Annotated in this window: 21 protein-coding genes and 1 tRNA gene; 10 read left to right on the top strand and 12 right to left on the bottom strand. The window is 54.8% G+C overall.

Going from position 1 to position 23,800, the window contains the following annotated elements; all coding sequences use genetic code 11:
• Window positions 1–330: 330 nt before the first annotated feature.
• The 3 genes from entF to fes are packed head-to-tail and all read right to left on the bottom strand — an operon-like array spanning window position 331 to window position 5,677.
• On the bottom strand, window positions 331–4,218 hold the full coding sequence (gene entF / locus ACWPW2_RS04740; RefSeq protein WP_454121768.1) for an enterobactin non-ribosomal peptide synthetase EntF: 3,888 nt from the start codon (window positions 4,216–4,218) through the stop codon (window positions 331–333).
• Window positions 4,219–4,228: 10 nt separating this feature from the next.
• The gene (locus ACWPW2_RS04735) at window positions 4,229–4,444 is read right to left on the bottom strand and encodes an MbtH family protein (RefSeq protein ID WP_023479066.1); all 216 of its coding nucleotides are present in this window, start codon (window positions 4,442–4,444) and stop codon (window positions 4,229–4,231) included.
• A 27-nt stretch (window positions 4,445–4,471) separates the two neighbouring features.
• A complete protein-coding gene (gene fes / locus ACWPW2_RS04730) occupies window positions 4,472–5,677 on the bottom strand; it encodes an enterochelin esterase (RefSeq protein ID WP_454121767.1) in 1,206 nt (401 codons plus the stop codon).
• 251 nt (window positions 5,678–5,928) lie between these two features.
• Here fes and ACWPW2_RS04725 point away from each other — a divergent pair, with 251 nt between their 5' ends.
• The 6 genes from ACWPW2_RS04725 to ACWPW2_RS04700 all read left to right on the top strand — a co-directional run bounded on the left by ACWPW2_RS04725 (window position 5,929) and on the right by ACWPW2_RS04700 (window position 12,103).
• Window positions 5,929–8,181 carry a TonB-dependent siderophore receptor gene (locus tag ACWPW2_RS04725; protein ID WP_454121766.1) on the top strand — a complete coding sequence of 751 codons (2,253 nt, stop codon included), beginning with the start codon at window positions 5,929–5,931 and terminating at the stop codon, window positions 8,179–8,181.
• A gap of 620 nt (window positions 8,182–8,801) precedes the next feature.
• Window positions 8,802–10,037: an EAL and HDOD domain-containing protein gene (locus ACWPW2_RS04720; RefSeq protein WP_454121765.1), complete on the top strand. Its 1,236-nt coding sequence runs from the start codon at window positions 8,802–8,804 to the stop codon at window positions 10,035–10,037.
• Between the two features lie 62 nt (window positions 10,038–10,099).
• A complete protein-coding gene (locus tag ACWPW2_RS04715) occupies window positions 10,100–10,519 on the top strand; it encodes a winged helix-turn-helix domain-containing protein (RefSeq protein ID WP_454121764.1) in 420 nt (139 codons plus the stop codon).
• 117 nt (window positions 10,520–10,636) lie between these two features.
• Window positions 10,637–10,735, top strand: coding sequence for a YoaK family small membrane protein (locus tag ACWPW2_RS04710; protein WP_023479085.1), 99 nt, complete (start codon window positions 10,637–10,639; stop codon window positions 10,733–10,735).
• Between the two features lie 130 nt (window positions 10,736–10,865).
• A complete protein-coding gene (locus ACWPW2_RS04705) occupies window positions 10,866–11,798 on the top strand; it encodes a nucleoside recognition domain-containing protein (protein ID WP_023479089.1) in 933 nt (310 codons plus the stop codon).
• 107 nt (window positions 11,799–11,905) lie between these two features.
• Window positions 11,906–12,103, top strand: a complete 198-nt coding sequence (locus ACWPW2_RS04700; protein ID WP_023479060.1) for a hypothetical protein — start codon at window positions 11,906–11,908, stop codon at window positions 12,101–12,103.
• 59 nt (window positions 12,104–12,162) lie between these two features.
• Here ACWPW2_RS04700 and ACWPW2_RS04695 read toward each other — a convergent pair whose 3' ends face one another.
• Entirely contained in the window at window positions 12,163–13,254 is a 1,092-nt protein-coding gene (locus ACWPW2_RS04695) for an NADH:flavin oxidoreductase/NADH oxidase (RefSeq protein WP_312121540.1), read from the bottom strand.
• 132 nt (window positions 13,255–13,386) lie between these two features.
• On the bottom strand, window positions 13,387–13,587 hold the full coding sequence (locus ACWPW2_RS04690; protein WP_454121763.1) for a hypothetical protein: 201 nt from the start codon (window positions 13,585–13,587) through the stop codon (window positions 13,387–13,389).
• Window positions 13,588–14,113: 526 nt separating this feature from the next.
• On the opposite strand from ACWPW2_RS04690, the gene ACWPW2_RS04685 reads away from it, so the two are divergent.
• The gene (locus ACWPW2_RS04685) at window positions 14,114–14,518 is read left to right on the top strand and encodes an H-NS family histone-like protein (protein ID WP_023479043.1); all 405 of its coding nucleotides are present in this window, start codon (window positions 14,114–14,116) and stop codon (window positions 14,516–14,518) included.
• Window positions 14,519–14,666: 148 nt separating this feature from the next.
• Here the strand turns inward: ACWPW2_RS04685 and ACWPW2_RS04680 are convergent, their stop codons facing one another.
• The 3 genes from ACWPW2_RS04680 to ACWPW2_RS04670 all read right to left on the bottom strand — a co-directional run bounded on the left by ACWPW2_RS04680 (window position 14,667) and on the right by ACWPW2_RS04670 (window position 18,581).
• Window positions 14,667–16,550, bottom strand: coding sequence for a glucose PTS transporter subunit IIA (locus ACWPW2_RS04680; RefSeq protein ID WP_454121762.1), 1,884 nt, complete (start codon window positions 16,548–16,550; stop codon window positions 14,667–14,669).
• Between the two features lie 123 nt (window positions 16,551–16,673).
• Window positions 16,674–18,077 carry a glycoside hydrolase family 1 protein gene (locus tag ACWPW2_RS04675; protein WP_454121761.1) on the bottom strand — a complete coding sequence of 468 codons (1,404 nt, stop codon included), beginning with the start codon at window positions 18,075–18,077 and terminating at the stop codon, window positions 16,674–16,676.
• A 282-nt stretch (window positions 18,078–18,359) separates the two neighbouring features.
• A complete protein-coding gene (locus ACWPW2_RS04670; protein ID WP_187801684.1) occupies window positions 18,360–18,581 on the bottom strand; it encodes a hypothetical protein in 222 nt (73 codons plus the stop codon).
• Between the two features lie 287 nt (window positions 18,582–18,868).
• Between ACWPW2_RS04670 and ACWPW2_RS04665 the strand changes: the two genes are divergently transcribed.
• Window positions 18,869–19,102 carry a YnfU family zinc-binding protein gene (locus ACWPW2_RS04665; RefSeq protein WP_308810495.1) on the top strand — a complete coding sequence of 78 codons (234 nt, stop codon included), beginning with the start codon at window positions 18,869–18,871 and terminating at the stop codon, window positions 19,100–19,102.
• A gap of 82 nt (window positions 19,103–19,184) precedes the next feature.
• Here ACWPW2_RS04665 and ACWPW2_RS04660 read toward each other — a convergent pair whose 3' ends face one another.
• Both ACWPW2_RS04660 and ACWPW2_RS04655 read right to left on the bottom strand, forming a co-directional pair.
• Window positions 19,185–19,652: an Hsp20 family protein gene (locus ACWPW2_RS04660; protein ID WP_023479051.1), complete on the bottom strand. Its 468-nt coding sequence runs from the start codon at window positions 19,650–19,652 to the stop codon at window positions 19,185–19,187.
• A 184-nt stretch (window positions 19,653–19,836) separates the two neighbouring features.
• Window positions 19,837–19,913: transfer RNA gene (locus ACWPW2_RS04655), tRNA-Arg, on the bottom strand.
• Between the two features lie 357 nt (window positions 19,914–20,270).
• On the opposite strand from ACWPW2_RS04655, the gene fimY reads away from it, so the two are divergent.
• Window positions 20,271–20,996: a fimbria biosynthesis regulator FimY gene (gene fimY / locus ACWPW2_RS04650; protein ID WP_071789467.1), complete on the top strand. Its 726-nt coding sequence runs from the start codon at window positions 20,271–20,273 to the stop codon at window positions 20,994–20,996.
• Window positions 20,997–21,608: 612 nt separating this feature from the next.
• Window positions 21,609–22,241 carry a fimbria biosynthesis transcriptional regulator FimZ gene (fimZ, locus tag ACWPW2_RS04645; RefSeq protein WP_023479072.1) on the top strand — a complete coding sequence of 211 codons (633 nt, stop codon included), beginning with the start codon at window positions 21,609–21,611 and terminating at the stop codon, window positions 22,239–22,241.
• Window positions 22,242–22,293: 52 nt separating this feature from the next.
• Here fimZ and sfmF read toward each other — a convergent pair whose 3' ends face one another.
• Both sfmF and fimH read right to left on the bottom strand, forming a co-directional pair.
• Window positions 22,294–22,794, bottom strand: coding sequence for a fimbria assembly protein (sfmF, locus tag ACWPW2_RS04640; RefSeq protein ID WP_279792376.1), 501 nt, complete (start codon window positions 22,792–22,794; stop codon window positions 22,294–22,296).
• A gap of 9 nt (window positions 22,795–22,803) precedes the next feature.
• Complete coding sequence (fimH, locus tag ACWPW2_RS04635; protein WP_279792377.1) at window positions 22,804–23,799, bottom strand: type 1 fimbria D-mannose specific adhesin FimH; 996 nt, start codon at window positions 23,797–23,799, stop codon at window positions 22,804–22,806.
• Window position 23,800 lies beyond the last annotated feature (1 nt).

Raw genomic sequence — 23,800 nt, 5'->3', positions numbered from 1 at the left:
AATCGGCGAACCGAAGCGGGAATGACAAGGTCTGGACGCCATGGATGGCGGACAGAGGCGAACCGAGACAGGGAGCGAGCCCCCGTAGGGGCGAGCAAGTCGAGTCGAGCCGGCCGCAGTCAGGCACGCGGGAGGTGAGCGCAGTGCGCAGCACCGATTTCCTCGCGGGGCCGCGGGGATTGACAAGGGGAGCGCGGCCGCTTCCCTTGTCCCGTTCACCGCACCGGTGATAAAAATATTCCTCCGCACGCCTGGTGAACGGAACCATTCCACCGAGGTAATCCCATCGCCGGATGGCGCGTAAACGCTTATCCGGCCTACAACGTTTTTTTACTTCTCCAATAACTCCCTCAAAACCGGCCCGATCTGCCCGAACGCCTGCGGGGAGATGATATCGACATGGGCGCAATCCTGCCGGTACACCGCCAGCTCACGCACCCAGGGTGCCCATGCGCGTTGCGGGTCGGTGCCCGGCGGCAGGGTGCGCTCGGCAACAAACAGCGTGGCTTTACCATCAAACGGCACGCTGTGCGCAGTGGTCAACAGCCGCACCGCATCGGCGTAATTGCCCTCAATCTGCGAGAAGAGCTCGCTGGAAGCCTGCCCCTGCTGCGCGGCGAGAAACGCCTGGCGCTCGCGCTCAATCTCCGCCAGTACGGCAGGATCGAGCCCGTTGGCTTCTTTTTCCGCCCAGTTTTGCGTCTCCGGCGGCCAGGTATCGAGCAGTCCGAGGAACGCCACCTCTTCGCCGCGCTGTCGCAGCCGCGCCGCAATGCCGTGCGCCAGCGTCCCGCCAAGGGAGTAACCGAACAGGTAGTAAGGCCCGTGCGGCTGCTGCGCCAGCAGCGTCGCTAACTGTTGATCGCAGGCCTCATCCAGCGTTGCCGCCTGCTGTAGCGGGCCATCCGGGCGCGGAGACTGAATACCGGTAATCGACCAGCGCGGCGCGAGATAGCGCGCCAGCACGCTGAACTGCCAGGCGAAACCGGAGGCCGGATGGAAGCAGAAGAGCGTCGGCCCCCCGCTTTCGCGCAGCGGCAACACCGCTTCCAGCCCGAGCCGCCCGGCCTGCTCGTTTGAGAGCGGCTGTTCCAGCAACGCCGCAAGTTTCTCCACCGTCGGCGCGACCATAATCTGCCCCGGCGTTACCTGGCGGTCAAACTCGCGGCTAAGCTGTGCGGCAAGGCGCATCGCCAGCAGCGAGTGGCCGCCAAGGGCGAAGAAATCCGCCTGCGCATCATTCACTTCACAGCCCAGCAGTGCAGCAAAAGCCTGTGCCACCTGCGTTTCCATCCCGGCATTGAGCGGGCGACCGCCCTGCTCTGCCTGCAACGCGGGCAGCGGCAGCGCTTTGCGATCGAGCTTACCGTTCGCGCTGAGCGGCAGCGCGCTCACCTGCATTAACAGCACCGGCACCATATGCGCCGGTAGCTGCGCACGCAGCTGCTCCAGCAGTGCAGCCGTATCCAGTTGCTGACCAGATGAAGAGACCAGGTAGCCAACCAGCTGGCGGGCGTCGCCGCCGCTCGCCGCCGCCTGGTTAAAGACGCAGGCATGGGCCACCGCCTGAGCGATATCCGGCAGTGCCAGCATTGCCCGGTCAATCTCGCCAAGCTCAATGCGCTGGCCGCGAATTTTTAGCTGATCGTCGCTGCGCCCCAGATACTCTACCGCGCCATTCTCAAGCCAGCGGGCAACATCCCCGGTGCGATACATACGCTCGCCCGGCGCAAAGGGGTCGGCAATAAAGCGACTGGCGGTCAAATCCGGGCGGCCAAGGTAGCCCTGCGCCAGCTGAATGCCGGTGAGATAGAGATCGCCCGCCACGCCGAACGGCACCGGGCGCATCATCGCATCCAGAATGCGCAGCCCCGTGTTCCACACCGGGTAACCAATCGGCACGCTGTTGCCGCGCACCTGCGCCAGCGTCTCGCCATACGCCGGATAGAAGCTGACATCCACTGCCGCCTCCGTCGGGCCATAGAGGTTATGCAGCGCCACGCCGGTTAAGGCTTCCCACTCGCGGCAGAGGTCGGCGGGCAGCGCTTCGCCGCTACAGAAAACCTGCTTCAGCGTGCGGCAGCTCTGCTGCGCGCTTTCCGGCGTTAGCGAGGCAACAAAGGCCGCCAGCATCGACGGTACAAAGTGGGTCGTCGTCACACCCGCGTCAGCAAAGAAGGCTTGTAACGCCTGCGGATCGCGGTGCGCCTCCGGCTCGGCCATCACCAGGCTGGCTCCGGCGATAAACGGCCACCAGAACTCCCACACCGACACATCAAAACTGCACGGCGTTTTTTGCGCCACCACATCGTTAGTGCTAAGCGGATAAGCTGCCTGCATCCACAGCAGGCGGTTGACGATGGCGGTATGCCCAACCATCACCCCTTTTGGTCGCCCGGTGGAGCCGGAGGTGAAGATGATATAAGCCGTCTGCTCCGGGCGGGCCAGGTTAAGCGGCTCAGCGCCGTTGCTCTCCAGCGGCGCGTCGTAGCAGAAGTGCGCCAGCCCCGGAATATCGGCGAAGCGCGCATACTGATCGTCGGTGGTGATCAACAGACGCGGGCGGGCATCCTCCAGCATCATGCGCAGGCGATCGTCGGGGTAGCCGGTATCGAGCGGCAGCCAGGCGGCGCCCGCTTCAACAATGCCATGCAGCGCGAGCGTCAGGAAAACCGAGCGCGGCAGCGCGATCGCCACGCTGTCGCCAGGCTGCACACCCAGCGCGCGTAGCTGGTTCGCCAGCGCCACCACTTGCTCGCGCATCTCCCGGTAGCTGAAGCGCCAGCGGGCATCGGATAGCGCCGGGGCATCGGGCGTTTTCACCGCCTGCTGTGCCACCAGCTCGCTCAGAGTTGTGGTGGGCAGCGACACGGCGGTAGCGTTAATCTGCGAGAGTTGCTCCGCTTCGTTCGAAGTTAATAGTTCCGCATCGCCACAGCGCAGCGCCGGGTCGTCGGCAAACTGCTGCAACAGCTGGGCAAGGCGCGCAACGTGAGTATTGAGCGTCGCCTCATCATAGCGGCTGCGGTTCGCCAGCACTTCCAGCGACAGCCCGCCCGCTTCATCCGGGAAGAGCGCGATCTCCAGGTCGTTGACTGGCCCGGTGGCTAAGGTATGGGTAATGCCCGGGATGCCGTCGAGATCGAGCTGGTAATCAAACAATTTGACGTTCAGCACCGGGCCGAACAGCGGCTCACTCCCCGCCGCGCGCCCGGCGTCGCGCACGATCTGCTCCGCGTCATAGCGCTGGTGGCGGCGCATGGTTTTAAGCGTTCGGGCAAGCGCGTTTGCCAGCTCCGGCAGAGTTTGCGTGCCATCAAGATGAATACCCATCGGCAGGACATTGAGCACCGGGCCGGTGGCGGTGAGCGCGGCCGATCCCATGCGGCGCATAAAGATAAACCCGGCGGCATAATCGGTGCGTCCGCACAGCCGCCCCAGCCAGAGCGCGACTAACGCCAGCGCCAGATCGGCAGGCGCAGTGTTTGCCATCGCCTGGCTCAGACGGCGAAAGGCCGCGCGCTCCATCGCCATATTGAGGCGCAGAATATCGGTGGTTGCCGTGCGCCCCGGTAGCGGTTCGCTGGAGAGCGACGCCGGCGGCGGAAGTGCGCACCGCTGCTCTGCCCAGAAAACAGCATCGCGCGTAAAGGCATCGCTGCCCTGATAGCGTTGATACTCTTCAACGACCTCGGCAAAAGGGGTAAATGGCGAGGCGGGCGTCGGCTCGCCGCGTCGCCAGGCGGTATAAATGGCGGCAATCTGACGGGTAATAGCGGGGAAACTGAAGCCATCAACCAGCAAATGGTGATAACGCTGATACCAGTACCAGCGCCGCTCGCCGACGCGCATCAACTGGTGGTGCACCAGCGTTTTGCCGCTCTCCACGCGCAGGTTTTGCGCCAGATCGGCCTGCATTAACGCCAGCGCAGCGCTGTGTGCATCGTCATGTTGGCGCAGGTCGGCAATCTCGGGGGCGGCAAAGGTCATCGCCTCATCGACCCACTGCCACACTTCGCCGTTATCTTCAGTAAAACGCATGCGCAGCGTGTCAGCCTGCGTCAGGCCGGTGATAATCGCCTCGCTAAGCTCCACGGCGTCGATATCGCCCTCAAGCTCAACATAGTGCGCCACGCTCCAGGCATTGGGCAGCGAGGAGAGTTTTTCTGCCATCCAGATCCCCGGCTGTGCGGCGACCAGCGGTAAACGTTCGCTCATCTTCCGCTCCTTATTGCGCGTGGGGGTGCGCATAGTGCGCCGGGGTTAAGCTCTGCCAGTGTGCGGCCAGCCAGTTGTTACAGTCCGCCTGCGACTGCGGCTCGCAGATCACGCGCCAGCCTGCGGGCAGCGCGCACTGCGCGGGCCACAAGCTGCACTGCTGCGCGCTGTTTTGCAGAATATAAAACCGCCCTTGCGGATGATCGAAGGGGTTAGTGAACTCCATAGCAAACTCCTGTCGTGGAAAAGCGCACTAGCGTTCCAGCGGCTGCCAGAGGGTGATTAACCCCGCCGTCAGCCCACCGCGCCAGCAAAGCGCATCATGTCCGCCGTCAACCTGACGCCAGAAAACCGGCTGCTGTATGTGTTGTAAGAGGGAAAAAAGAGCCTGGTTGGTACGAAAAATCAGCGGCTCGCGTACACCGGCTTCAAGCACGATGCGCAGCCCCTGCGGGCGTATTTCGCCCTGTTTGAGTTGTTCGATAAGCAGCCCCTCCCCTTCGCCGCCCCGATGGGGCCACCAGTAAGAGCCGGACTGGCTCAGCACGCAGCCAAAGCGCGTCGGCCAGTGCAGCGCGGCATAGAGCGCGGAGAGACCGCCGAAGCTCTGCCCCGCCACCACCGTGCGATCGGCGCGATCGCTGAAGGGGGCAATTTCGCGTACCTGCGGCAGGAGCTCCTCCTGCACCGCCAGCCAGAAATCGGCATTACAGGGCAGCTCCCGGCCGCGCTGAGCGTTATCTATCGCATCGATCAGCACATAGACCGCAGGCGGCAACTGGCGGGCATTGGTCAGCGCCGCCAGCGCAGGCCACACCGGCATGCTTTCGGCCCAGAACTGACCGTCGAGGAGGATCGCCAGCGGCCGTTCAGCATCCTGCGCCTCGCCGGTGACATAGACCCAGACGCGGCGGCGGTTTTGCAGCCGCTGGCTCTGCCAGTGCAGCAGATGAGGGGGGGTGAAAGGGGTATTGGTTGCCTGCCAGCCAGGCTGAGCCGGTGCGTCGGGCATCTCCAGCGCCGAGACCGGATGACCGCGCCCGCCGCGCCAGCTTTGCGCATTCAGCGGGTCGGCAACCGCGCGCGGCAGCAGTTTGCGCCACCCTTCGCGCAGCGCCGCGCGATCCGGCGGCACGCTGGCGAATACGGCGTCGGCAAAGTCGTTATCCTGTTCAGAGGGGATCAGGCAGTAGCTGCCGCGCCAGCCCGCTTCGAGGGTGGTTTTCCAGCACCAGACATCGCTTCCGGCGATGCGTGCCAGTGATTGCGGCTGCGCCTGTTGATGGTGATCGGTCACGCCGGTGATGTAGATCCAGACCCGACGCAGGCGCGAAGTCTGCTCTGTACCGGCCGGATCGCGCCACCAGAAGGTCACTTCATAGCGCCCGTCGGCGGTTTTAACCCACTCCGGCCCCTGTTTTGACGCCCACCAGGCATCGCTTCCCGTCGTTGACGTCACGGTTTAACCCCAAATCGCTGCGGACTTATATTTATCGATCAAATTTATAGATAATATTATTGATAACTATTCTTATTTGCAATAGCGTATTGGCGCGCTGTGGGAAGCGCGTCTTTCACCTAACTCTGCCTGTCGCAGGCCTTTTTTCTCAGGGCTGAGAGAATCGCCGCGCGCGGGCTTCATCACTGCCGTCTCCTCTCCCCTGGGAATGGAGAGTTACGGGGATACGGCAAAGGAACGCAGGTAACATAATGAATAAGAAGATGAAATCCCTGACCTTGCTGGTCAACCTCGGGATCTACGGCGCGGCAATGCCCGTGATGGCGGCGGAGGAGAAAAGCAGCGACGCCAGCAGCGCGGACACTATCGTCGTCACGGCGGCACAGCAGAACCTCCAGGCACCCGGCGTGTCGACCATCACCGCCGATCAGATCCGCAAAAATCCGCCTGCGCGCGATGTGTCGGAAATTATCCGCAAGATGCCGGGCGTAAACTTAACCGGCAACGCCACCAGCGGCCAGCGCGGCAACAACCGCCAGATCGACATTCGCGGTATGGGCCCGGAAAACACCTTAATCCTGGTGGATGGCAAACCGGTCACCAGCCGTAACTCGGTGCGCTTAGGCTGGCGCGGCGAGCGCGACAGCCGCGGTGACACCAGCTGGGTACCGGCAGAGATGATTGAGCGCATCGAAGTGATCCGCGGCCCGGCGGCCGTGCGCTACGGTAACGGCGCGGCGGGCGGCGTGGTGAATATCATCACCAAAAAAGATAGTGCCCAGGAGTGGCATGGTTCATGGAACGCCTACTTCAACGCGCCGGAGCATAAAGCGGAAGGTGCCACCAAACGCACCGACTTTAGCCTCAGCGGCCCGCTGGGGGATGATGTCAGCTTCCGTCTCTATGGCAACCTGGCGAAAACCCAGGCCGATGCGTGGGATATCAACCGCGATCACCAGTCTGAACGCACCGGGATTTACGCTAATACTCTCGCCGCCGGGCGCGAAGGCTCAATCAATAAAGATATTAATGGTGTGGTGCGCTGGGATTTCGCGCCGATGCAGTCGCTGGAGTTCCAGGCGGGCTACAGCCGCCAGGGCAACCTCTACGCGGGCGATACGCAAAACACCAATAATGACAGCAGCAGCAATAACTACGTGCGCGAGAATTATGGCAAAGAGACCAACCGTCTCTATCGCCAGAACTACTCCGTCACCTGGAATGGCGGCTGGGATAACGGCATTACCACCAGCAACTGGATCCAGTATGAGCACACGCGTAACTCGCGCCTCGGCGAAGGGCTGGCCGGGGGGACGGAAGGGCTGTTTAACAGCAATAAATTCACCGATATCGACCTCTCCGATGTGATGCTGCACAACGAAGTGAATCTGCCGCTGAATCTGCTGGTTAACCAGACCTTGACGCTGGGCACCGAGTGGAACCAGCAGCGGATGAAAGATCTCGGCTCCAATACCCAGGCTTTCCAGGGCGGGGCGATTAGCGGGCTGAGCAGCACCAACCGCAGCCCCTACTCCAGCGCCGATATCTACTCCATTTTTGCCGAAGATAATATGGAGCTGACCGACAGCACCATGCTAACCCCGGCGCTGCGTTTCGATCACCACACCATTGTTGGCGATAACTGGAGCCCGTCACTGAACCTCTCGCAGGGATTAGGCGACGATTTCACCCTGAAAATGGGCATTGGCCGCGCGTATAAAGCGCCCAGCCTCTACCAGACCAACCCGAACTACATTCTCTACAGCAAGGGCCAGGGGTGCTACGCCAGCGGTAATGGCGTCGGTTGTTACATGATGGGTAATGACGATCTGAAAGCGGAGACCAGTATCAATAAAGAGATCGGTCTTGAGTTCAAACATGATGACTGGCTGGCCGGTGTGACCTGGTTCCGTAACGATTACCGCAATAAGATTGAAGCGGGTTACTCACCGATGGCGCAAACGGCGGCGGGCGCGACCAAAACCGATATTTACCAGTGGGAAAATGTGCCAAAAGCAGTGGTTGAAGGGCTGGAAGGTACGCTGAACGTGCCGGTTTCTGAAACGGTGGCCTGGAGCAACAACTTCACCTATATGCTGCAAAGCAAGAACAAAACCACCGGTGAGCGGCTCTCCATCATTCCGGAATACACGCTGAACTCAACGCTGAGCTGGCAGGTGACGCAGGATGTCTCCCTGCAATCGACCTTTACCTGGTACGGCAAGCAGCAGCCGAAGAAGTATGACTACAAAGGCCAGCGCGTGACCGGCTCTGCGACGAACGAAGTGAGCCCCTACAGCATTGTCGGACTCAGCGGCACATGGGATGTGAACAAAAACGTCAGCCTGACTGCCGGTGTCGATAATGTGTTTGATAAACGCCACTGGCGCGCGGGCAATGCCCAGAGCACCGGCGGCACTACCGGCTATATGTATGGCGCGGGCGCAGAGACCTATAACGAATCGGGCCGTACCTGGTTTATGGGCATCAACACCCATTTCTGATGAGAGCCTGACCTGCTAAAAAGAAAAGGCCCCGTCATTGCTGGCGGGGCCTTTTATTACTGATTACCTGGGTGTTGAATATCTTAACTGTTATACCCCGCCCGGCGCTTATCTCCGGCACTCACTCTGAGGTGGTGTTAGCTCTTCGCTGGGGTGAATCCACAATAAGCCATCGGAAAATTCCTAACAAGAGAAAAATAATACCTGTACGTGAATATATGATTTCGATCATACTTTCTTGCTGCTGTTCATATCCTGGCGTGATGAGCGTCACGATTATTTTTCACCCAGTCGTCAACCTTTTTACAGGCGTAAAAATTGTGGGCCGGTTAAACAGACACTCTGCCCATCTCTCAGCACGATCGCCGCAAGTGTGCTTATTTTTTGCTTGAGTTGCCTGGAAATGCAGCAGCAGATATTATTTTGCACTGCGGAATTTGACTTAAATTCTGCGGAAGTTTACAAAAGATACCGCCTTTCCCCTATCCGACTTGCGTCTTTGCGGTTTTCGTCCAGGCTTCCCTTTCAGGCGCTGGAAAATTAGCAAGGAGCCGCCCGGTTCAGGTTTGCGCGCCACCGACGTTTCTATAATTTGCAGGCATCTGTGAGTGGAGTATCGAATGTTCTCTTTTGTCGCCCGCCAGGCGATTTTTGATGCAAATATGAACACAGTCGGCTACGAGTTGCTGTTCAGGGACAGTATGACCAACCGGTTTCCTGACGTCACACCGGAGTACGCCACTGCGCAAATTATTGTTGAACAGTTTCTTGGCGCACCGCTGGGGCGGTTAAAAGAGTACAGTGCGATTTTCGTTAACTTCCCCTATGAACTGCTGGTGCAGGGAATGGCGGAAACGCTGCCGAAAGATCGGGTAATTGTTGAGATCCTCGAAACCGCTGAGCCGACGCCGCTGCTGCTGGAAAGTATCAAAAAACTCTCCGCGCAGGGTTTTCGCATTGCGCTGGATGATTTCGCGCTCGGTGATACGTGGAACGACTTCCTGCCCTTTATTCACATTATTAAATTCGACGTGCGCAATAATACGCCGGAAGAGATCGGCGGTTATATTCATGGCAAAGCACATTTACTGCATAACACGCTCTTTCTCGCCGAAAAGGTGGAGACGCAGCAGGAGTATGAGTGCTACCGAAACCTCGGCTGCACGCTATTTCAGGGCCACTTCTTCAGCCGCCCGGTGATCCATGCAGCCAACAAGCTGATCCAGAATCAGGCGATCACCTTTAGGCTGATGAAAGAGGTGAATGCCGATAAGCCCGATTTCACCCGCATCGAGGCGCTGTTAAAACAGGATCTTGCCCTCTCCTTCAAGCTGATGCGCTATGCGCAAAATATTGTCTTTAACGCGCGCGGGATTAAAAACGTCCGCAGCCAGTCGTTAAAAGATATTATTTTTTACCTCGGCGCCAATGAGCTGCGCCGCTTCGTGCTGGTTTCCTGCCTGACCTCGGTAAATAAAGAGGAGATTGGCGAGATTTATCAGCAGAGCCTGATCCGCGCTAAGTTCTGCGAGCTCGCGTCATCCCACTCCATTACGCGCCACTCGGCGGATGACGCCTTTATCGTCGGTCTTTTTTCGCAACTCGACAGCATTTTTGAAATGCCAATGGCCGATCTGATAGGCCAGATTGATATTTCCGACAATGTGATGATGGCGCTGAAAGCACAAAAAGGGCCGCTCTATCCCTATTTGCGCCTGATTGAGCTGTATGAAAACCATCAGTGGGAAGAGGTCAGCGCGCTGGGCCATCGCCTCGGTTTTCATCGCGGCACGGTGGCGGAGCTGGTCAAAACCGCGACTGAATGGACGCAGGCGATCCCCTCAACCCGCCGCTGATTTTAGTTTCTTCGTCAAAAGGCCGATGTAATTAGCAGAACGCATCTCTTTGGACGAACACGATGGAATCACTCTCGGTATATGGCTACCGCCTCGGCAACGATCATGAGGTGGAATATCTGCCGTTTAAAAAACGCCTGATTAACCACGCTTCGCCAGGCCAGGCCGACTATTTACGCGCTACCATGGCAAACCTGCTCCACTTTCTGCTGACGCACGCCGTCGGTCGCGTGGTGGCAGACAGAACGCTGCAAACGCAGGTGTGGGAAAATAACGGCCTGAGCTGCTCCAGCCAGCGGCTGTGGCAGGTGATGAATAATCTGAAGCGTAAACTGGCGGCGTTTGATCTGCCCGAGGATTTTATTCTGCGCGTTGAGGGCAGAGGCTACCTGATCCCCGAAGAGAGAGTGCTGCAACTCTACTGCCGCCGAACCTTTTTTACCGCCTGCGAACACGCCGCGCGCGCGGGCGTGATGCGTTAATAGCCGACGATGCCCCCTATTTTTATCCGCCTTATCTGCCCATTTATGCTAACGTTGTGCCGCCGCAGGCGATGCGGCACCCTCCACTCCCCTGCTGGCAAAATTGAATGAGGCTTTATGAGAATTGGTATCGCGTTTCCCGTGCTGGTATTTATTGTCGCCGTGGTATTTCTGACCTGGTTTATTGCAGGCGGCTACGCCACACCGGGCGTTTAATATTAAGAGCTCTCCCGGCTGCGTTATTCAATACAGCGCATCACTTGCCGCTCAACCACGTTAATTTGTGATCCTGCTCGCCTTTTGACGGGTGTAGAATGCCGGGCACGCAAGTTCACCGGAGCGGTTAATGAATATCATCGAAATCATCATGTCGGCGGGTCGGGTATCCGTAGATGTCGCCCTCTATACCCTGCTGCCAATCATGGTGGTGATGCTCATCATTATGAAATACCTCGAGGAGAAAGGCGTGCTGGACGCGATTGTCCGCCTCACCTCCCCGGCTCTTAAACCTTTTGGCATCAGCGGGATGGGCATTTTTGCCCTTATTCAGCTTAACTTTGTCAGCTTTGCTGCTCCGCTCGCCGCGCTGGCGATTATGGAGCGACGCGGAACCTCCGATCGTCATCTCGCCGCGACGCTGGCCATGGTCTTTGCCATGGGCCAGGCAAACGTCTTCTACCCTCTTACCCCCTTTGGCCTGCACTGGGGCGCGGCAATTGGCATTTCGCTGATTGGCGGGCTGGCGGCCTCGTCGTTTACCTATTACCTTGCCGGGCGAAAACTCTCCAGCGCCACGCTGCGTGACGAAGAGGGTGAGCTGGCGCAGGAGAAGCCGCGCGCCGGGTTAATCGCGGTGATTAACGGCGCGGGCGCAGATGCGATCCGCTTATCACTCGGCTCGTTGCCGATGCTGCTGCTGTCGCTGACGGTGGTCGGGATATTAAAAGCGGCGGGCGTGGTGGAGGCGTTAACTTCGCTACTGACGCCGCTGATGTCTTTCTTTCACATCTCGACGGTCTACGTGTTGCTGACACTGACCAAATGTCTGGCTGGCGGTACCGCTTACTTTGGCGTTGCCTCAGAAATGGCGCAGCACGGCCAACTGACGGCGGCGCAGATTAACGCCTCGGCAGGCTTTCTGGTACAAACCCTCGATCTGCCGGGGATCGGGATTTTTCTCGGTATCGCCAGCCGCTTTGTACGCCTCTTCCGCTTCGCGCTCGCGGGCGCGATTGTGGGCATTCTGCTGCGTACGCTGCTGCACGCGCTGCTGTTTTAAACCTCACCTGGCCGTTAAAACTTCGACCTTCTCCCCTTACCGTCAGGCTGGCTACAAATGAAGCAGGTTGTGCTATTTTTGGGAGGGGCAAGAGGGGAGGACAGGGTATGAAGTTCAATGATGAGCTCACGGGACTCATTGGATTAGCCATTGGTGCAGCGGTGATTGGCCTGGTTGCGGCGCGTGAGCCTCTCAATCGGGACAATATTGTGCGTGAAATTGAGCGGCAAGGACGGGGCCGGGGAGATGGCGTTGAGGAAGAGGTGTTTCTCAAAGCCGCAGAGCTGGTCAGTAAAGGCGTGTAGCCACGCCCTTTAATCACAACAGGCGAGTTTGCCACAGCGGCAAACTCGCCTGTTTGTTTCTATTTCACCGTCCCTTTAACACCGTGCGGCTCAGCGCGCTGATACTGCGGGGCAATATTCACGGCACCGCCCAGTTTTGCGGCAGCGTGCCACGGCCAGCGCGGGTCATAAAGCATGCCGCGCGCCAGCGCCACCAGATCCGCCTCGCCTTGTTGCAGAAGAGCTTCCGCCTGCTCTGCTTCGGTGATCAGTCCCACGGCGATAACCGGCATCTTTGTTCTTTCGCGCAGCGTTTTAGCAAACGGCACCTGATAACCCGCTTTTACGCTGATCTGCTGTAACGGCGAAAGACCGCCGCTGGAGACGTGCACATAGTCGCCGCCGGCCGCTTCGATCTGTTCGGTGAGCGCTGCGGATTGCTCGATATCCCAGCCGCCTTCCACCCAGTCGGTAGCCGACAGGCGGATCCCCACCACCACGGAAGCCGGTACCGCTTCGCGCACCGCGCGGAACACTTCCACGGTGTAACGCAGGCGATTTTCAAGGCTGCCACCATACTCATCGTCGCGTTCATTAGAGAGCGGCGAGAGGAACTGATGCAGTAAATAGCCGTGCGCTGCATGGATCTCAATCACCTCAACGCCAAGCTTCACCGCGCGCAGGGCGCTGTCGACAAAACGCTGCTTCACGCGCGCCAGATCCGCTTTGCTCATCGCATGCGGTGGTCGTTCTGTTTCGTCATAAGCCTTAGCAGACGCGGAGAGTGTCTCCCATCCGCCCTCCTCCAGCGATAGCTGGTTACCGCCCAGCCACGGCGCGCTGGTCGAGGCTTTACGCCCGGCGTGACCGAGCTGAATACCGATTTTGATCGGTGAGTAGCGGCGAATATCCTCCAGCACCACGCGCAGCGCCTCTTCGGTGGCATCGTCCCACAACCCAAGATCCTCTGGCGAAATGCGCCCTTCCGGCTCAACGGCGGTGGCTTCAATAATCAGTAGCCCCGCCCCGGAGAGCGCAAGGTTGCCGAGATGAATGCGATGCCAGGCGGTCGCCTTACCTTCGTCAGCCGAATACTGACACATCGGTGCGATCACAATACGGTTATCCAGCGTCACACGCCCAAGAGTCACTTCTGAAAATAATTTGCTCATATCTCATCCTTTTCCGGCTTCGTTTACTGCACAACTGCAAGCATTTGCGCGCAGTAAAGAGAAGAAACTGTCAGCCAATTACCATAGCTTGTCTTTGGCGGGATGTGCCGTTAGCGGCAGGCTGAACGATATTCAGGCAATCAATGGTTTGGTTAACTTTATGAAAGCTAAGTTGAAAATAATTTTTGTTTTTGAGATAAAACCGCATATATCGCGACGCACAAGGGGACGATATCCTGCCGCTAAGGGGGTTATTATTGCGCTGAGTCGTTTTTTAACCGCCCGCGCAAGGCAAAAGATCGCCTGAATTTTTTTCAGCATCAGCGCAATCATATAGCGATCTTTATTGCAATGGTGATTAAAAGGCAGCGAGCAAATATCTTCAGCCTGACAGTACGAAGTATTAACGCTGACTATTGCCCATTAACCTGAGCCGTTTCTCAGCGAAGAAAGATCTGAAAGTGAGATTTTGCCGCTAACTGAGAATATTCTCAGTTAGGATGGATATAAGTGAAACTTTCTGTCGCTTATTGCGAAGTTGTTGAACAAAGCGTATGCGCAATGTTTAAGTAATCCTACAGTGTTGCTGAAATCGCTGCCCTTCTAACCTATAAGCTATTTTCTTAATACCACTTAAGTTTCAACCAGGGCTTAACTTAAAAATAACCCTTAAATGACCCTGCCTTTATCACGGTCCGATCTTACTAAATTTCTTAAGGCAACATAGCTACCCAACATCAAGGGTTGCAATTTCCTCACGCTATTTGATAAAACACATAATCCTAAGTTGATTTTTATCTCTTTATCACTAAAAATTAATTCCGATCGATTTTCATTTACCCGCACACGGAGTGACATCATGTCAGAAGCACTTAAATCGTTAAATAACATTCGCACTCTGCGAGTTCAGGCGCGTGAAGTTACGCTCGAAACGCTGGAAGAAATGCTGGAAAAATTGTCCGTGGTTGTAGAAGAGCGCCGCGAAGAAGAATCTTCTTTACGTAAAGAGCAGGAAGAGAAAGAAGCTAAACTGGCGGCATTCCGTCAGAAGTTGCTGGATGAAGGTATCGACCCAACCGAACTTTTATCCTCTTTGAAAGGTCAGGCGACTAAAACCAAATCCGTTCGCGCACCGCGTCCTGCTAAATATAAGTATATTGACGAAGACGGCACCGAAAAAAGCTGGACCGGCCAGGGCCGTACGCCGAAAGTCATCGCGAAGGCGCTGGAAGAAGGCAAAAAGCTGGAAGACTTCTCCATCTAAAAGGCAGGGCGATAATAATATCGCCCTCTTTTTTATCTGCTCTGCAACGTCCTCATTTCCTTTGCAAATACGGCATTACACCTGTTTTTATCAGGGTTGTAGTAAATAGTGCCTGCGCAGATCTCCCTCTTTCCCTGTCGCCAAAAATTTATACCGATAATGCAGAGCTTCGCTCACCACTACGCGAGCGCGGTTTTTCGCTGGCATCTAATGTGCGCCAGGCTTCGCTATTGGTGATGATGACAGGCGTTACCGTGTCATAACCTTCCGCGGCGATAGCCAGCAGGTCGAATGTCATTAACAGTTGTCCCTGTTTTACCGCCTCTCCCGTTTGTACCTCGACACAAAAATAGTTCCCGCCCAGCTGCACGGTATTAATCCCGACGTGAATCAGGATCTCTGCCCCGGCGTTAGAGCAGATGCGTATTGCATGCCTGCTGGCATATGTGGTGGCGATATAACCATCCACCGGCGAATAAACGCGTCCTTCATCCGGAATAATCGCAAAACCCGGCCCAACGCTGCCTGCAGAAAAGACGCCATCATTGACCTGGGCAAGTGAGATCACCTCGCCTGAAACCGGGGCGATAATTTGCTCTGTAATATCAGAAACCGGTTTCGGTGGAGGCGGAGGACGCCTTACCGCTATATTTTCCTCGCCTGAAGATTCCACCTGACTCACCGGCAGCGAACTCTCTTCAACCCCTGTCAGCAGGATTAATCCCAGGCTGCCTACAAATGCGAGGCTGCACGCAAGAATAAAGGTGATAAAGCCTTCGCCATAAAAAACCGGGAATGTCAGTAGCCCAGGCATTGCCATGGTGATAGCGAAACTTTTGCCGTAGCCAACCATTGCACCGCCAAATGCCGTGACCACCAGCACGCATATAAACATTTTCTTACGTTTTAACGTTACGCCATAAATAGCCGGTTCGCTGAGACCAAAAAGCGAAGGAATAATTGCGCTGCGGGTCAATGTTTTCAATTTAGTGTTACGGGTACGCAGATTGACCGCCAGCAACATAGCGGAGCAGGCAAATATTGCCGGGCCGCACGCCGCCAGCAAAAAACTCTGCCCCATCACCGAAATATCATTAATAAAAAGCACAATAAATGCCTGATGAATACCGAACATCACCAGCAGCGGCCAGGCGGCCGCCATTAGCGCGCAGGTAAAAATGGGGCTGAAGTTATAAAGCGCACTAAATAGTGCGCTAATTGCCTGGCTTATACTCACCCCCACCGGAAAGAGGAGCAGTAAGATTAAGGGCACGACAATAAGAATCAGGAAACAGGGCGTCACTGTGGCGCTTTTTGCCGCGTCAACATAGTGATCGATGACCCGCTCAACGCGCGATATTAACCAGACACTGGCAATGACCGGGATCACCGCCCCGCTACTGTTCATTATCCTGAACGGAAGCCCTGGAAAAGCCTCTTGTTGCCCGCCTGCCGAAAGCCCGATGCCCAGCGGCGAGAGAGAAGCGCCCGCCATCGCGACGGCAATAAACAGATTGGCCTTAAATTTACGCGCGCAGAGGATAGCGAGAAAGATGGGCAGAAAGTTGAAAGGGCTTTCGGCAATGGCAAACAGGATTACGGCGCTTTGTTTGCCAGGGTTCAGCCATCCGGCATCGACACACATGATGAGAATACCTTTCAGGATCCCTGCGGCCATCATGATGCCCAGAAGCGGCATCGTTATATCGGCCAGACCATCGAGCCATCTCACCAGCTGCGCGCAGCCCGCCCCTTCATACTGCCCGCTCTTTTTTTCAGTGCTGATTAAACCACAGCGCACGCTCAGGGCGTGGAACACTTTCGCCACGCGATTGCCAATAACGACCTGTAACCGATCGCCCTCACTCACAACGGTAAGTACGCCATCCAGCGCCCTGAGCTCCGCCAGTTTCACTTTGCGATTATCGATAACAGTGATGCGTAAGCGCGTTGCGCAATGGATTACCGTTACGACGTTACTTTCGCCCCCCACCATCCGCAGAATATTGTCTGCGAGAACCGTGCAATTCATTCTTCTTCTTCCGTTTTATCAAACAACCTGAAACGTCGTTTGTCGCCGCTGTCCGTTGACGAGTGAGCAAAAGGGCCATCGCAGTGCAGCGATGACCGTTGTAGCGTAACAAGGGATACCTGACTAAATCGGCTCGCTCAGCGTGGCACCGTTGCTGTGGATCACATCGCGATACCAGTAAAAGCTTTTCTTGCGCTGACGCGTCAGGCTGCCGTTACCGCCATCGTCGCGATCGACGTAGATAAAGCCGTAGCGTTTTGACATCTGCCCCGTTCCGGCGCTGACCAGATCGATCGGCCCCCAGCTGGTGTAACCAAGCAGTTCAACGCCATCTTCAATCGCCTCGCGAACCTCCACCAGGTGGGAGTGAAGATAGTGAATGCGATAGTCATCCTGAATCGAACCATCCAGCTCCGGTACATCTTTCGCACCAAGGCCGTTTTCCACGATAAAGAGCGGCTTACGGTAGCGATCGTAGAGTTCGTTGAGCAGAAAACGCAGGCCCTTAGGGTCGATCTGCCACCCCCACTCCGACGCAGGGAGAAAGGGGTTGGGGATCATATTGAGGAGCGTGCCGTGGCCGCGCTGATAGAGGTCGGGCCGTGCCGCCGCACAGCCGCTCATGTAATAGCTGAAGGAGACAAAATCGACGGTCTCTTTGAGATCGTCCCTGTCCTGCGGTGTCACACACAACGTAATGTTATTTTCGCGAAAATAGCGCGCAATCCACGCCGGGTACTCCCCTCGCACCTGAACATCGCCGAAGAAAAGCCACTCGCGGTTCTCCTGCTGCGCTTGCAAAAGATCCTCCGGTTTACAGCTGATGGGGTAGCGTACCGCCCCCAACAGCATGCAGCCGATCTTCGCATCCTCAATGATTTCATGGCACGCTTTGACGGCCCGCGCACTGGCGACCAGCTGATGATGAAGCGCCTGATAAATCTCCTGTTTACTGCGCTCACCCATCAAGCCTGCGCCGGTAAAAGGGGCGTGCAGCGTCATATTGATCTCGTTAAAGGTGAGCCAATATTTCACTTTATGGCGGTAACGGGTAAACACCGTGCGGGCGTAACGTTCAAAAAGATCGATAACCTGCCGGCTGCTCCAGCCGTCATATTTTTTCACCAGACCAAAGGGCATTTCATAATGTGAAAGGGTGATCAGCGGCTGAATTCCATGCTGTGCCATTTCATCGAAAAGCCGATCGTAGAATGCCAGCCCCTCTTCATTCGGCTCCGTTTCATCACCGTTCGGGTATATTCGCGCCCAGGCAATCGAGGTACGCAGGATGGTAAATCCCATTTCAGCGAAGAGTTTTATGTCCTGCGGGTAGCGGTGGTAAAAATCGATAGCGATATCTTTGAGATTGCCATTTGTGCCCGGACGCACGGCAATCTCGCTATCGATTCCCCCGGGTTGCAGATCGGCGGTTGAGACGCCTTTTCCCCCCTTACTCCAAGCGCCCTCGATCTGGTTGGCAGCGACCGCTCCCCCCCATAAAAACCCGTCGGGAAATACCATTTTCATCGCTTCTCTCTCCTTGTTGTCATAGCGCCTCGACGCGGAGCGTCGAACGACAGGCGAAAAAAAACCTGATTCCCTTAACGCCAGGCAGGCATTAAGGGGATCAGGTTTCGCTCGGTTTATTGATGACGATCCGGGTGGACTTTTATAACGAATCCCATTATTTGGCTCAAGCGCTCAAAACGGGAAATGTGATGATAATCAAGGATAAGGGGAGAGAGTAAAATAACGATAAATTGATGAAGACGCCCATTCGGGCTGCTTCATCAATGCGGGGGTAAAGCGTTAATCTGCTTCTAACGCATCCTGGATAGCATCGGCAAGCGTAGCGACTTCTTGCGAAACATTACGTAAATCCATCTGGCTGCGAATACCGGCATTTGCCGTGGTTGCAGAGACAGCCGCTTTCGAAATTTCCAGCGCTGCCTGTACGGCCAGTAACCGTTTTCTGTTTTCCAGCGCGTCATTGCCGGTCGCGCCATCGAGATCAAAATATCCTTCTAACACTGTTTGCTCCTCAAATTTCATTTCCAGTGGTCGGATATAACACCATCAGGTGCAGCAGGATGCAATCACATCCCTTTAAGATGTGAATAAAAACACCGCCTGGCAGGTAAAGGGGTAAAAAAAAGCCGCTCGGGCAGAGCGGCGCAGAAACATTATCAGGGTTAATAGGGGTTAATGATGATAGCTAGTCAAATCATAGCGTTATATTAAACCCCTGGCGTAATATTGGGATTTATCCTGGAGGCGTCTGAGCGCTAAATTATTAATAAAGATAATGATATCGAGCTATGCGCAGCAGAATCGTGTATGGTTGCCGGCCATTCATCAGGAAAAAATCTATGTCACAACGCAAAGATGCCAAAAGCCGCCGTAACTACCTCGTAAAATGTTCCTGCCCTCACTGCTCACAACATTCCGAACACAGTTTCTCCCGCGTCCAGAAAGGGGCAATGTTAATGTGCCCGCACTGCAGCAAAATTTTCCATCAAGATAAAAACGCCCTCGCTCAGGCGACAAGCTGAGTCTTCTCTCACCTTTGGTGAGAGAAATAAGGCCCGCACGGGCGGGCCTTAAAACATGTGATTTAAGAAAAAAACGTCACGATTATGCCTGGTGCTCAATCACCTTCTGGCTATTCTCAATAGCGATTTTGCGGGGTTTTTCACTCTCCGGGATCTCCTGGTAAATGGAGACCTCCAGAATTCCGCTCTCTAATTTCGCGTTGCTCACTTTTGCATGATCGGGCAGCGAGAAGCTGAGGCGGAAATCCGCACGCCGTATGCCTTTATAGATCCAGCCCTGCTCCTCCTCGGAAGCCTCTTCACTGCGCTTACCGGAAATATGCAGGTTGCCCCCTACCGTCTCGATTTCCAGCTCCTCCTCCTTCCAGCCAGGCACGCTGACGTGCAACAGGTAGTTATTGGCATCGACTTTTTTCAGATCGTAGGCAGGCGTCGCCGCCACAGGCGTGTTGCCGGTGAGCTGGCTAAAAAGCGAATCAATACGATTAAAACGATCGGCAAAAAGCGAATCTGAAAAGCCAGGGAGTGCTGACAAGGTTCTGAGTGCCATAAGTTAACCTCCTGAATAATCAATTCAAAAGCTCAAGTTACAGGCAAGCCTTGCTTGTCCGCTAATAAAAATAATGCCGACGGCACGTTTTTCAAGAGTGGGTAAAAAATTTTTTTGCGGCTGCGCGATGTGCAGAAAAAGCAGTGGGGGAAAACAGTACGCGGTGCCGGGAGCGGCGGGAAGATGGTACGCCCTACAGGGTTCGAACCTGTGACCTACGGCTTAGAAGGCCGTTGCTCTATCCAGCTGAGCTAAGGGCGCATTACGCGAATGCCACCACCTTTACGGTGGAAACGCCTGGAATTATACGGTGAGCACCAGGTGAGTCAATGTATTTTAGGCTGGTTGCCTGCGAAGTGAACGCGCCTGCGCGTTTTCCCGGCAATCCGCCAGTTTATGCGGCGTTACGCCTACGTCCCCGCCTTAACCCTGCCTTACTTCTTGGGAAATGTCTCAGGAAGCTTTAAGTATCTGTACCTGTTTCTGCATGAATCAGATTGTAAAAATGTTGATCTTAACAGGGCATAAAACAGGACATGCAGTGTGTGTTTGCTGCTGGCAAAGCCTGAATGGACAGGGCGTTTTAGCCGAAGAATAAAATACGTTGGCGAGGGAAAAATGCGAAAACGTATCCGTAGAGAAAAACATCGCAGCGATAAACCGACACATCGGGTTCTACCTTACCGGGGCGCAACGCCTCCCCTTTTTGATACGCTGGAACAACTCGTCCAGCAACTCAATTTCGCACTGCCGGAATATATGATTAGCCAGACGCTAATCTCCACCGATCACTATTTGAGTTACGCCTGGCGCAGTTGCCTCTTCTCCGGTAAACGAAATGCAGTCTTTCCATCGCTTGAGATGGCAAACCATCAGCTTTGCGAACCCTATCTGTCGCACTTAATTGTGGATATGGAGACCCTGACTACCTCCCGGCTGGAGGCGCTGGAAACCCTGCGGCAGCCCAACTTATGTAATCGCGGTCTACATATCTATCTCTTAACTTCAAAAGACGATCCGGCACAAATGAGCTTTCTGCGCGCAGCAGGCCCTTTTCATGTCATTGCCCGCGATCTCTCCGTTGTTCCGTTCCGCCAGGCACTGCTGGTGCCCCCTGAAAGAAGTATTCACGCTCCGCTCTTTCCGGCCACAGAGTGGAAAATTCTCTCTTCTCTGGCGCGAGGACTAACCATGAAACGCATCGCACGACAACTTAACCTCCCTTACCATCGCGTTGTTTACCGACTCAATACCCAACTTAAGCTGCTTGGCCTCCCCGATCGACAAAGTCTTATTCATCTCCTGCATCGTCTGACCCTCAACAGGCATCACCCGACGCTATGAATGAAGCCTCTCCTCAGCTTGTCTTATGGGTAAAAGAGAGAAGAAAGCGCACCTGGTCAGATCTTTTTTAACAAAAAGATCACAATTAAAACTAATCCTGGGACCGGAGAAAGCACCTGCCTTTCTCTGGTATCAGCTCTCCACAATGCTTTGCTCACGCCAGCTGCGAATAATATGTCGCTCATCTTCTTAACAGGTTGAAAACAATTAGTTTGTTATTTTGTTTTGCTCGCCGTAAAAATCATAATTCCCTAAAACAAGAAAAATTGATAACAGATAGATTCAAATATCTTTTATGCTCTTTTATTCCTCAGGATTTCCTGTCGGCAAATAACTCACGCTAACTCATAAGACCTCTCCATACATACTTACCAGGTATAATTGATCTAGCGCATTAACTCGCATGCCATTTCTCTTGCGTTAATCCGGAATAGATTATTTTTCCCCTTCGCAGTCTGCGAGGGAAAATAGTCTGGCAGACACAAGGATGCTACCGGTTTTCCCATGAAAATTATCTTCGTCACAGAAAACGTCAACGGCAATTACTCCTCTTAACGTCTGTGGCACACCTGCGTAGACGAGGCATAAAAAAACAATCAGAGGCTAAAAAAGATGAAACCGGCTTCCGTCATTATTATGGATGAACATCCTATCGTCAGGATGTCGATAGAAGTTCTGTTGCAGAAAAGCCAGAATGTGAACGTCGTTCTGAAAACAGATGACAGCCGCAGTGCGCTTGATTTTATTCGCGCCAATAAGGTGGATCTGGTTATTCTTGACATTGAATTACCGAAGACTGATGGTTTTACTTTATTAAGAAAAATCAAAGCAGTAAGAGAAGATGTCAACGTGCTTTTTCTCTCTTCAAAATCAGAGTCGTTTTATGCCGCACGTGCAATCCGCGCAGGCGCGAATGGTTTCGTCAGCAAAAGAAAAGATCTCAATGATATTTATAATGCGGTAAAGATGATTCTTGCCGGATACTCTTTCTTTCCTTCTGAAACTCTTAATTACATTAATCATCCCGGCAAACGAAAAGGGGAAACACGGGATATGCCGCTCTCTAATCGCGAAGTCACGGTATTACGCTACCTGGCTAACGGTTTTTCGAACAAAGAGATTGCGGAGCAATTGATACTTAGCAACAAAACTATTAGCGCCCATAAATCAAATATCTTCTCTAAGCTTGGCGTTCATACCATCGTTGAGTTGATTGATTATGCCAAGGCGCACGAGCTGTTATAAAAAAGGCCGCAACAGATGCGGCCTTTTTTAGACACTCTTTTAAAAAGAAAGCTTAATAATAATTAATGGTAAACGTGGCATCTGATTTAGCAATACCAGGCGTGGGATTATTCACCAGCGCAATGTAATTGGCAAAAAACTGCAAAAGCGAATTGCCATTACCATCCACGATAATTGCCTGGCTGGGCACCTCAAGATCTAAAGGCGACAGATCGTGGTCACGCAGTTGAATCGCCACCTGATGCGCCATCTTACTGTCGCTAAGCGCTAACCATGCAGGATTGCTGGCGGCTTTTCCCGAAAATGTTATCGAAACACTTCCCGGCGGACACCCCTTCAATTTCAACGAAAAAGCGACCGGCGTGGTGATATGTCCTGCCATTTGCAACTGCCTGATCGGCCAGCGTCCTAACGAGACCGTTTTTTGGCTATCGCTGCTTTCCACCGCACATCCGGCGTTAATAACTCTGGCGCGCAACTCAATGTTGGTTTGCGCAGCGGCAGCATTCAGCCCGTAGCCGAGCAGCAAGACAACGTGTAAAAAGCGGGACATTACGGCTCCTTAATTATATTCCACGCGTAAAAATCCGCGGGCGCTGAAGGGCCCCTCCGCCGGTTTATTGCCGGTAACGCTGACGGGCCAGGCACGAATGCCGAACCGTGCCGCAGCGTTCTTATCGAGCTGAAGCGGGATCACACTGAAAATATTATTGGGCGTAAAGGGCTGGCCAGATTCATTGGCGACGACAAAGCCTAAATCCGGATTATCTGAGAGCAGAATGTGATTGTCCGACTTCTCCGCTTCGAGCCGCACCGAGATATTTGCCTGGGCGTTAACATTGGTACAGCTGATGGAAACCGTGCGGCTTTGCGGCGTCACGCCGCGCGGGCGATTCCCTGCTCCGGCCTCGCTAAACAGCGCGGCACGAATATCGCCAAAATCAAACTCTACCACCTGCCCGGCATTCACCTCGCAGCGCTGCGGAACTTCCACCACGCCGCCAAGGCTAATGGTGTAGACCGGCGTGATCAGCGGATCGTTTACGCCAGTGGTGACATACACAGTGAAGAGGGTCTGCTGCGGAATAGTCACCCGGTTCATAAAGCGCTCGGTTACCCGGAGCTTAAGCGTCAGCTGCGAATCCATCACGCCAAATGGGCGCTGCTTCGCCACATTCGGCTCCCTCCCCATGCGGATATAGTTACCCGGCGGATAAAACTCACCGGCGTAGCTATCGTGAATGCGCATTGCCGCCTGCAAATGCGGGGAAATTTGCAGATAACGATAACCGTGCGCAGTAAATTCCACCGGAAAACGCGTCACGTAACTGCGGTAGGTATGGGTTTGTCGGGTACCCGCCGGGCAGATTGCCCGTACGCCGATCCACGCTGATTTCTCCGATCGCGTAAGCACTTTATTTAACTGGTTACTGCTGCTATCGAAGCTGTCCGACAAATCGTAAGAAATATCGGTAGGTGTGCCTTTGGCGTTGTAACAACTGGCGGCGAAGGCCTGCGTTGCCGCAAGCCATAACACGCCGGCAAAAATCGATCGCATC

It is taken from the genome of Kosakonia sp. Marseille-Q7440, assembly GCF_965119485.1.
Note: the sequence above shows the minus strand (reverse complement) of the source record. Positions and strands in the feature narration are given on the sequence as shown.

Coding starts and splice junctions, on each gene's coding strand:
- entF (WP_454121768.1), bottom strand. CDS start 4,218: ATGAGCGAACGTTTACCGCTGGTCGCCGCACAGCCGGGGATCTGGATG.
- ACWPW2_RS04735 (WP_023479066.1), bottom strand. CDS start 4,444: ATGGAGTTCACTAACCCCTTCGATCATCCGCAAGGGCGGTTTTATATT.
- ACWPW2_RS04725 (WP_454121766.1), top strand. CDS start 5,929: ATGAATAAGAAGATGAAATCCCTGACCTTGCTGGTCAACCTCGGGATC.
- ACWPW2_RS04720 (WP_454121765.1), top strand. CDS start 8,802: ATGTTCTCTTTTGTCGCCCGCCAGGCGATTTTTGATGCAAATATGAAC.
- ACWPW2_RS04715 (WP_454121764.1), top strand. CDS start 10,100: ATGGAATCACTCTCGGTATATGGCTACCGCCTCGGCAACGATCATGAG.
- ACWPW2_RS04710 (WP_023479085.1), top strand. CDS start 10,637: ATGAGAATTGGTATCGCGTTTCCCGTGCTGGTATTTATTGTCGCCGTG.
- ACWPW2_RS04705 (WP_023479089.1), top strand. CDS start 10,866: ATGAATATCATCGAAATCATCATGTCGGCGGGTCGGGTATCCGTAGAT.
- ACWPW2_RS04700 (WP_023479060.1), top strand. CDS start 11,906: ATGAAGTTCAATGATGAGCTCACGGGACTCATTGGATTAGCCATTGGT.
- ACWPW2_RS04695 (WP_312121540.1), bottom strand. CDS start 13,254: ATGAGCAAATTATTTTCAGAAGTGACTCTTGGGCGTGTGACGCTGGAT.
- ACWPW2_RS04690 (WP_454121763.1), bottom strand. CDS start 13,587: ATGATTGCGCTGATGCTGAAAAAAATTCAGGCGATCTTTTGCCTTGCG.
- ACWPW2_RS04685 (WP_023479043.1), top strand. CDS start 14,114: ATGTCAGAAGCACTTAAATCGTTAAATAACATTCGCACTCTGCGAGTT.
- ACWPW2_RS04680 (WP_454121762.1), bottom strand. CDS start 16,550: ATGAATTGCACGGTTCTCGCAGACAATATTCTGCGGATGGTGGGGGGC.
- ACWPW2_RS04675 (WP_454121761.1), bottom strand. CDS start 18,077: ATGAAAATGGTATTTCCCGACGGGTTTTTATGGGGGGGAGCGGTCGCT.
- ACWPW2_RS04665 (WP_308810495.1), top strand. CDS start 18,869: ATGCGCAGCAGAATCGTGTATGGTTGCCGGCCATTCATCAGGAAAAAA.
- ACWPW2_RS04660 (WP_023479051.1), bottom strand. CDS start 19,652: ATGGCACTCAGAACCTTGTCAGCACTCCCTGGCTTTTCAGATTCGCTT.
- fimY (WP_071789467.1), top strand. CDS start 20,271: ATGCGAAAACGTATCCGTAGAGAAAAACATCGCAGCGATAAACCGACA.
- fimZ (WP_023479072.1), top strand. CDS start 21,609: ATGAAACCGGCTTCCGTCATTATTATGGATGAACATCCTATCGTCAGG.
- sfmF (WP_279792376.1), bottom strand. CDS start 22,794: ATGTCCCGCTTTTTACACGTTGTCTTGCTGCTCGGCTACGGGCTGAAT.
- fimH (WP_279792377.1), bottom strand. CDS start 23,799: ATGCGATCGATTTTTGCCGGCGTGTTATGGCTTGCGGCAACGCAGGCC.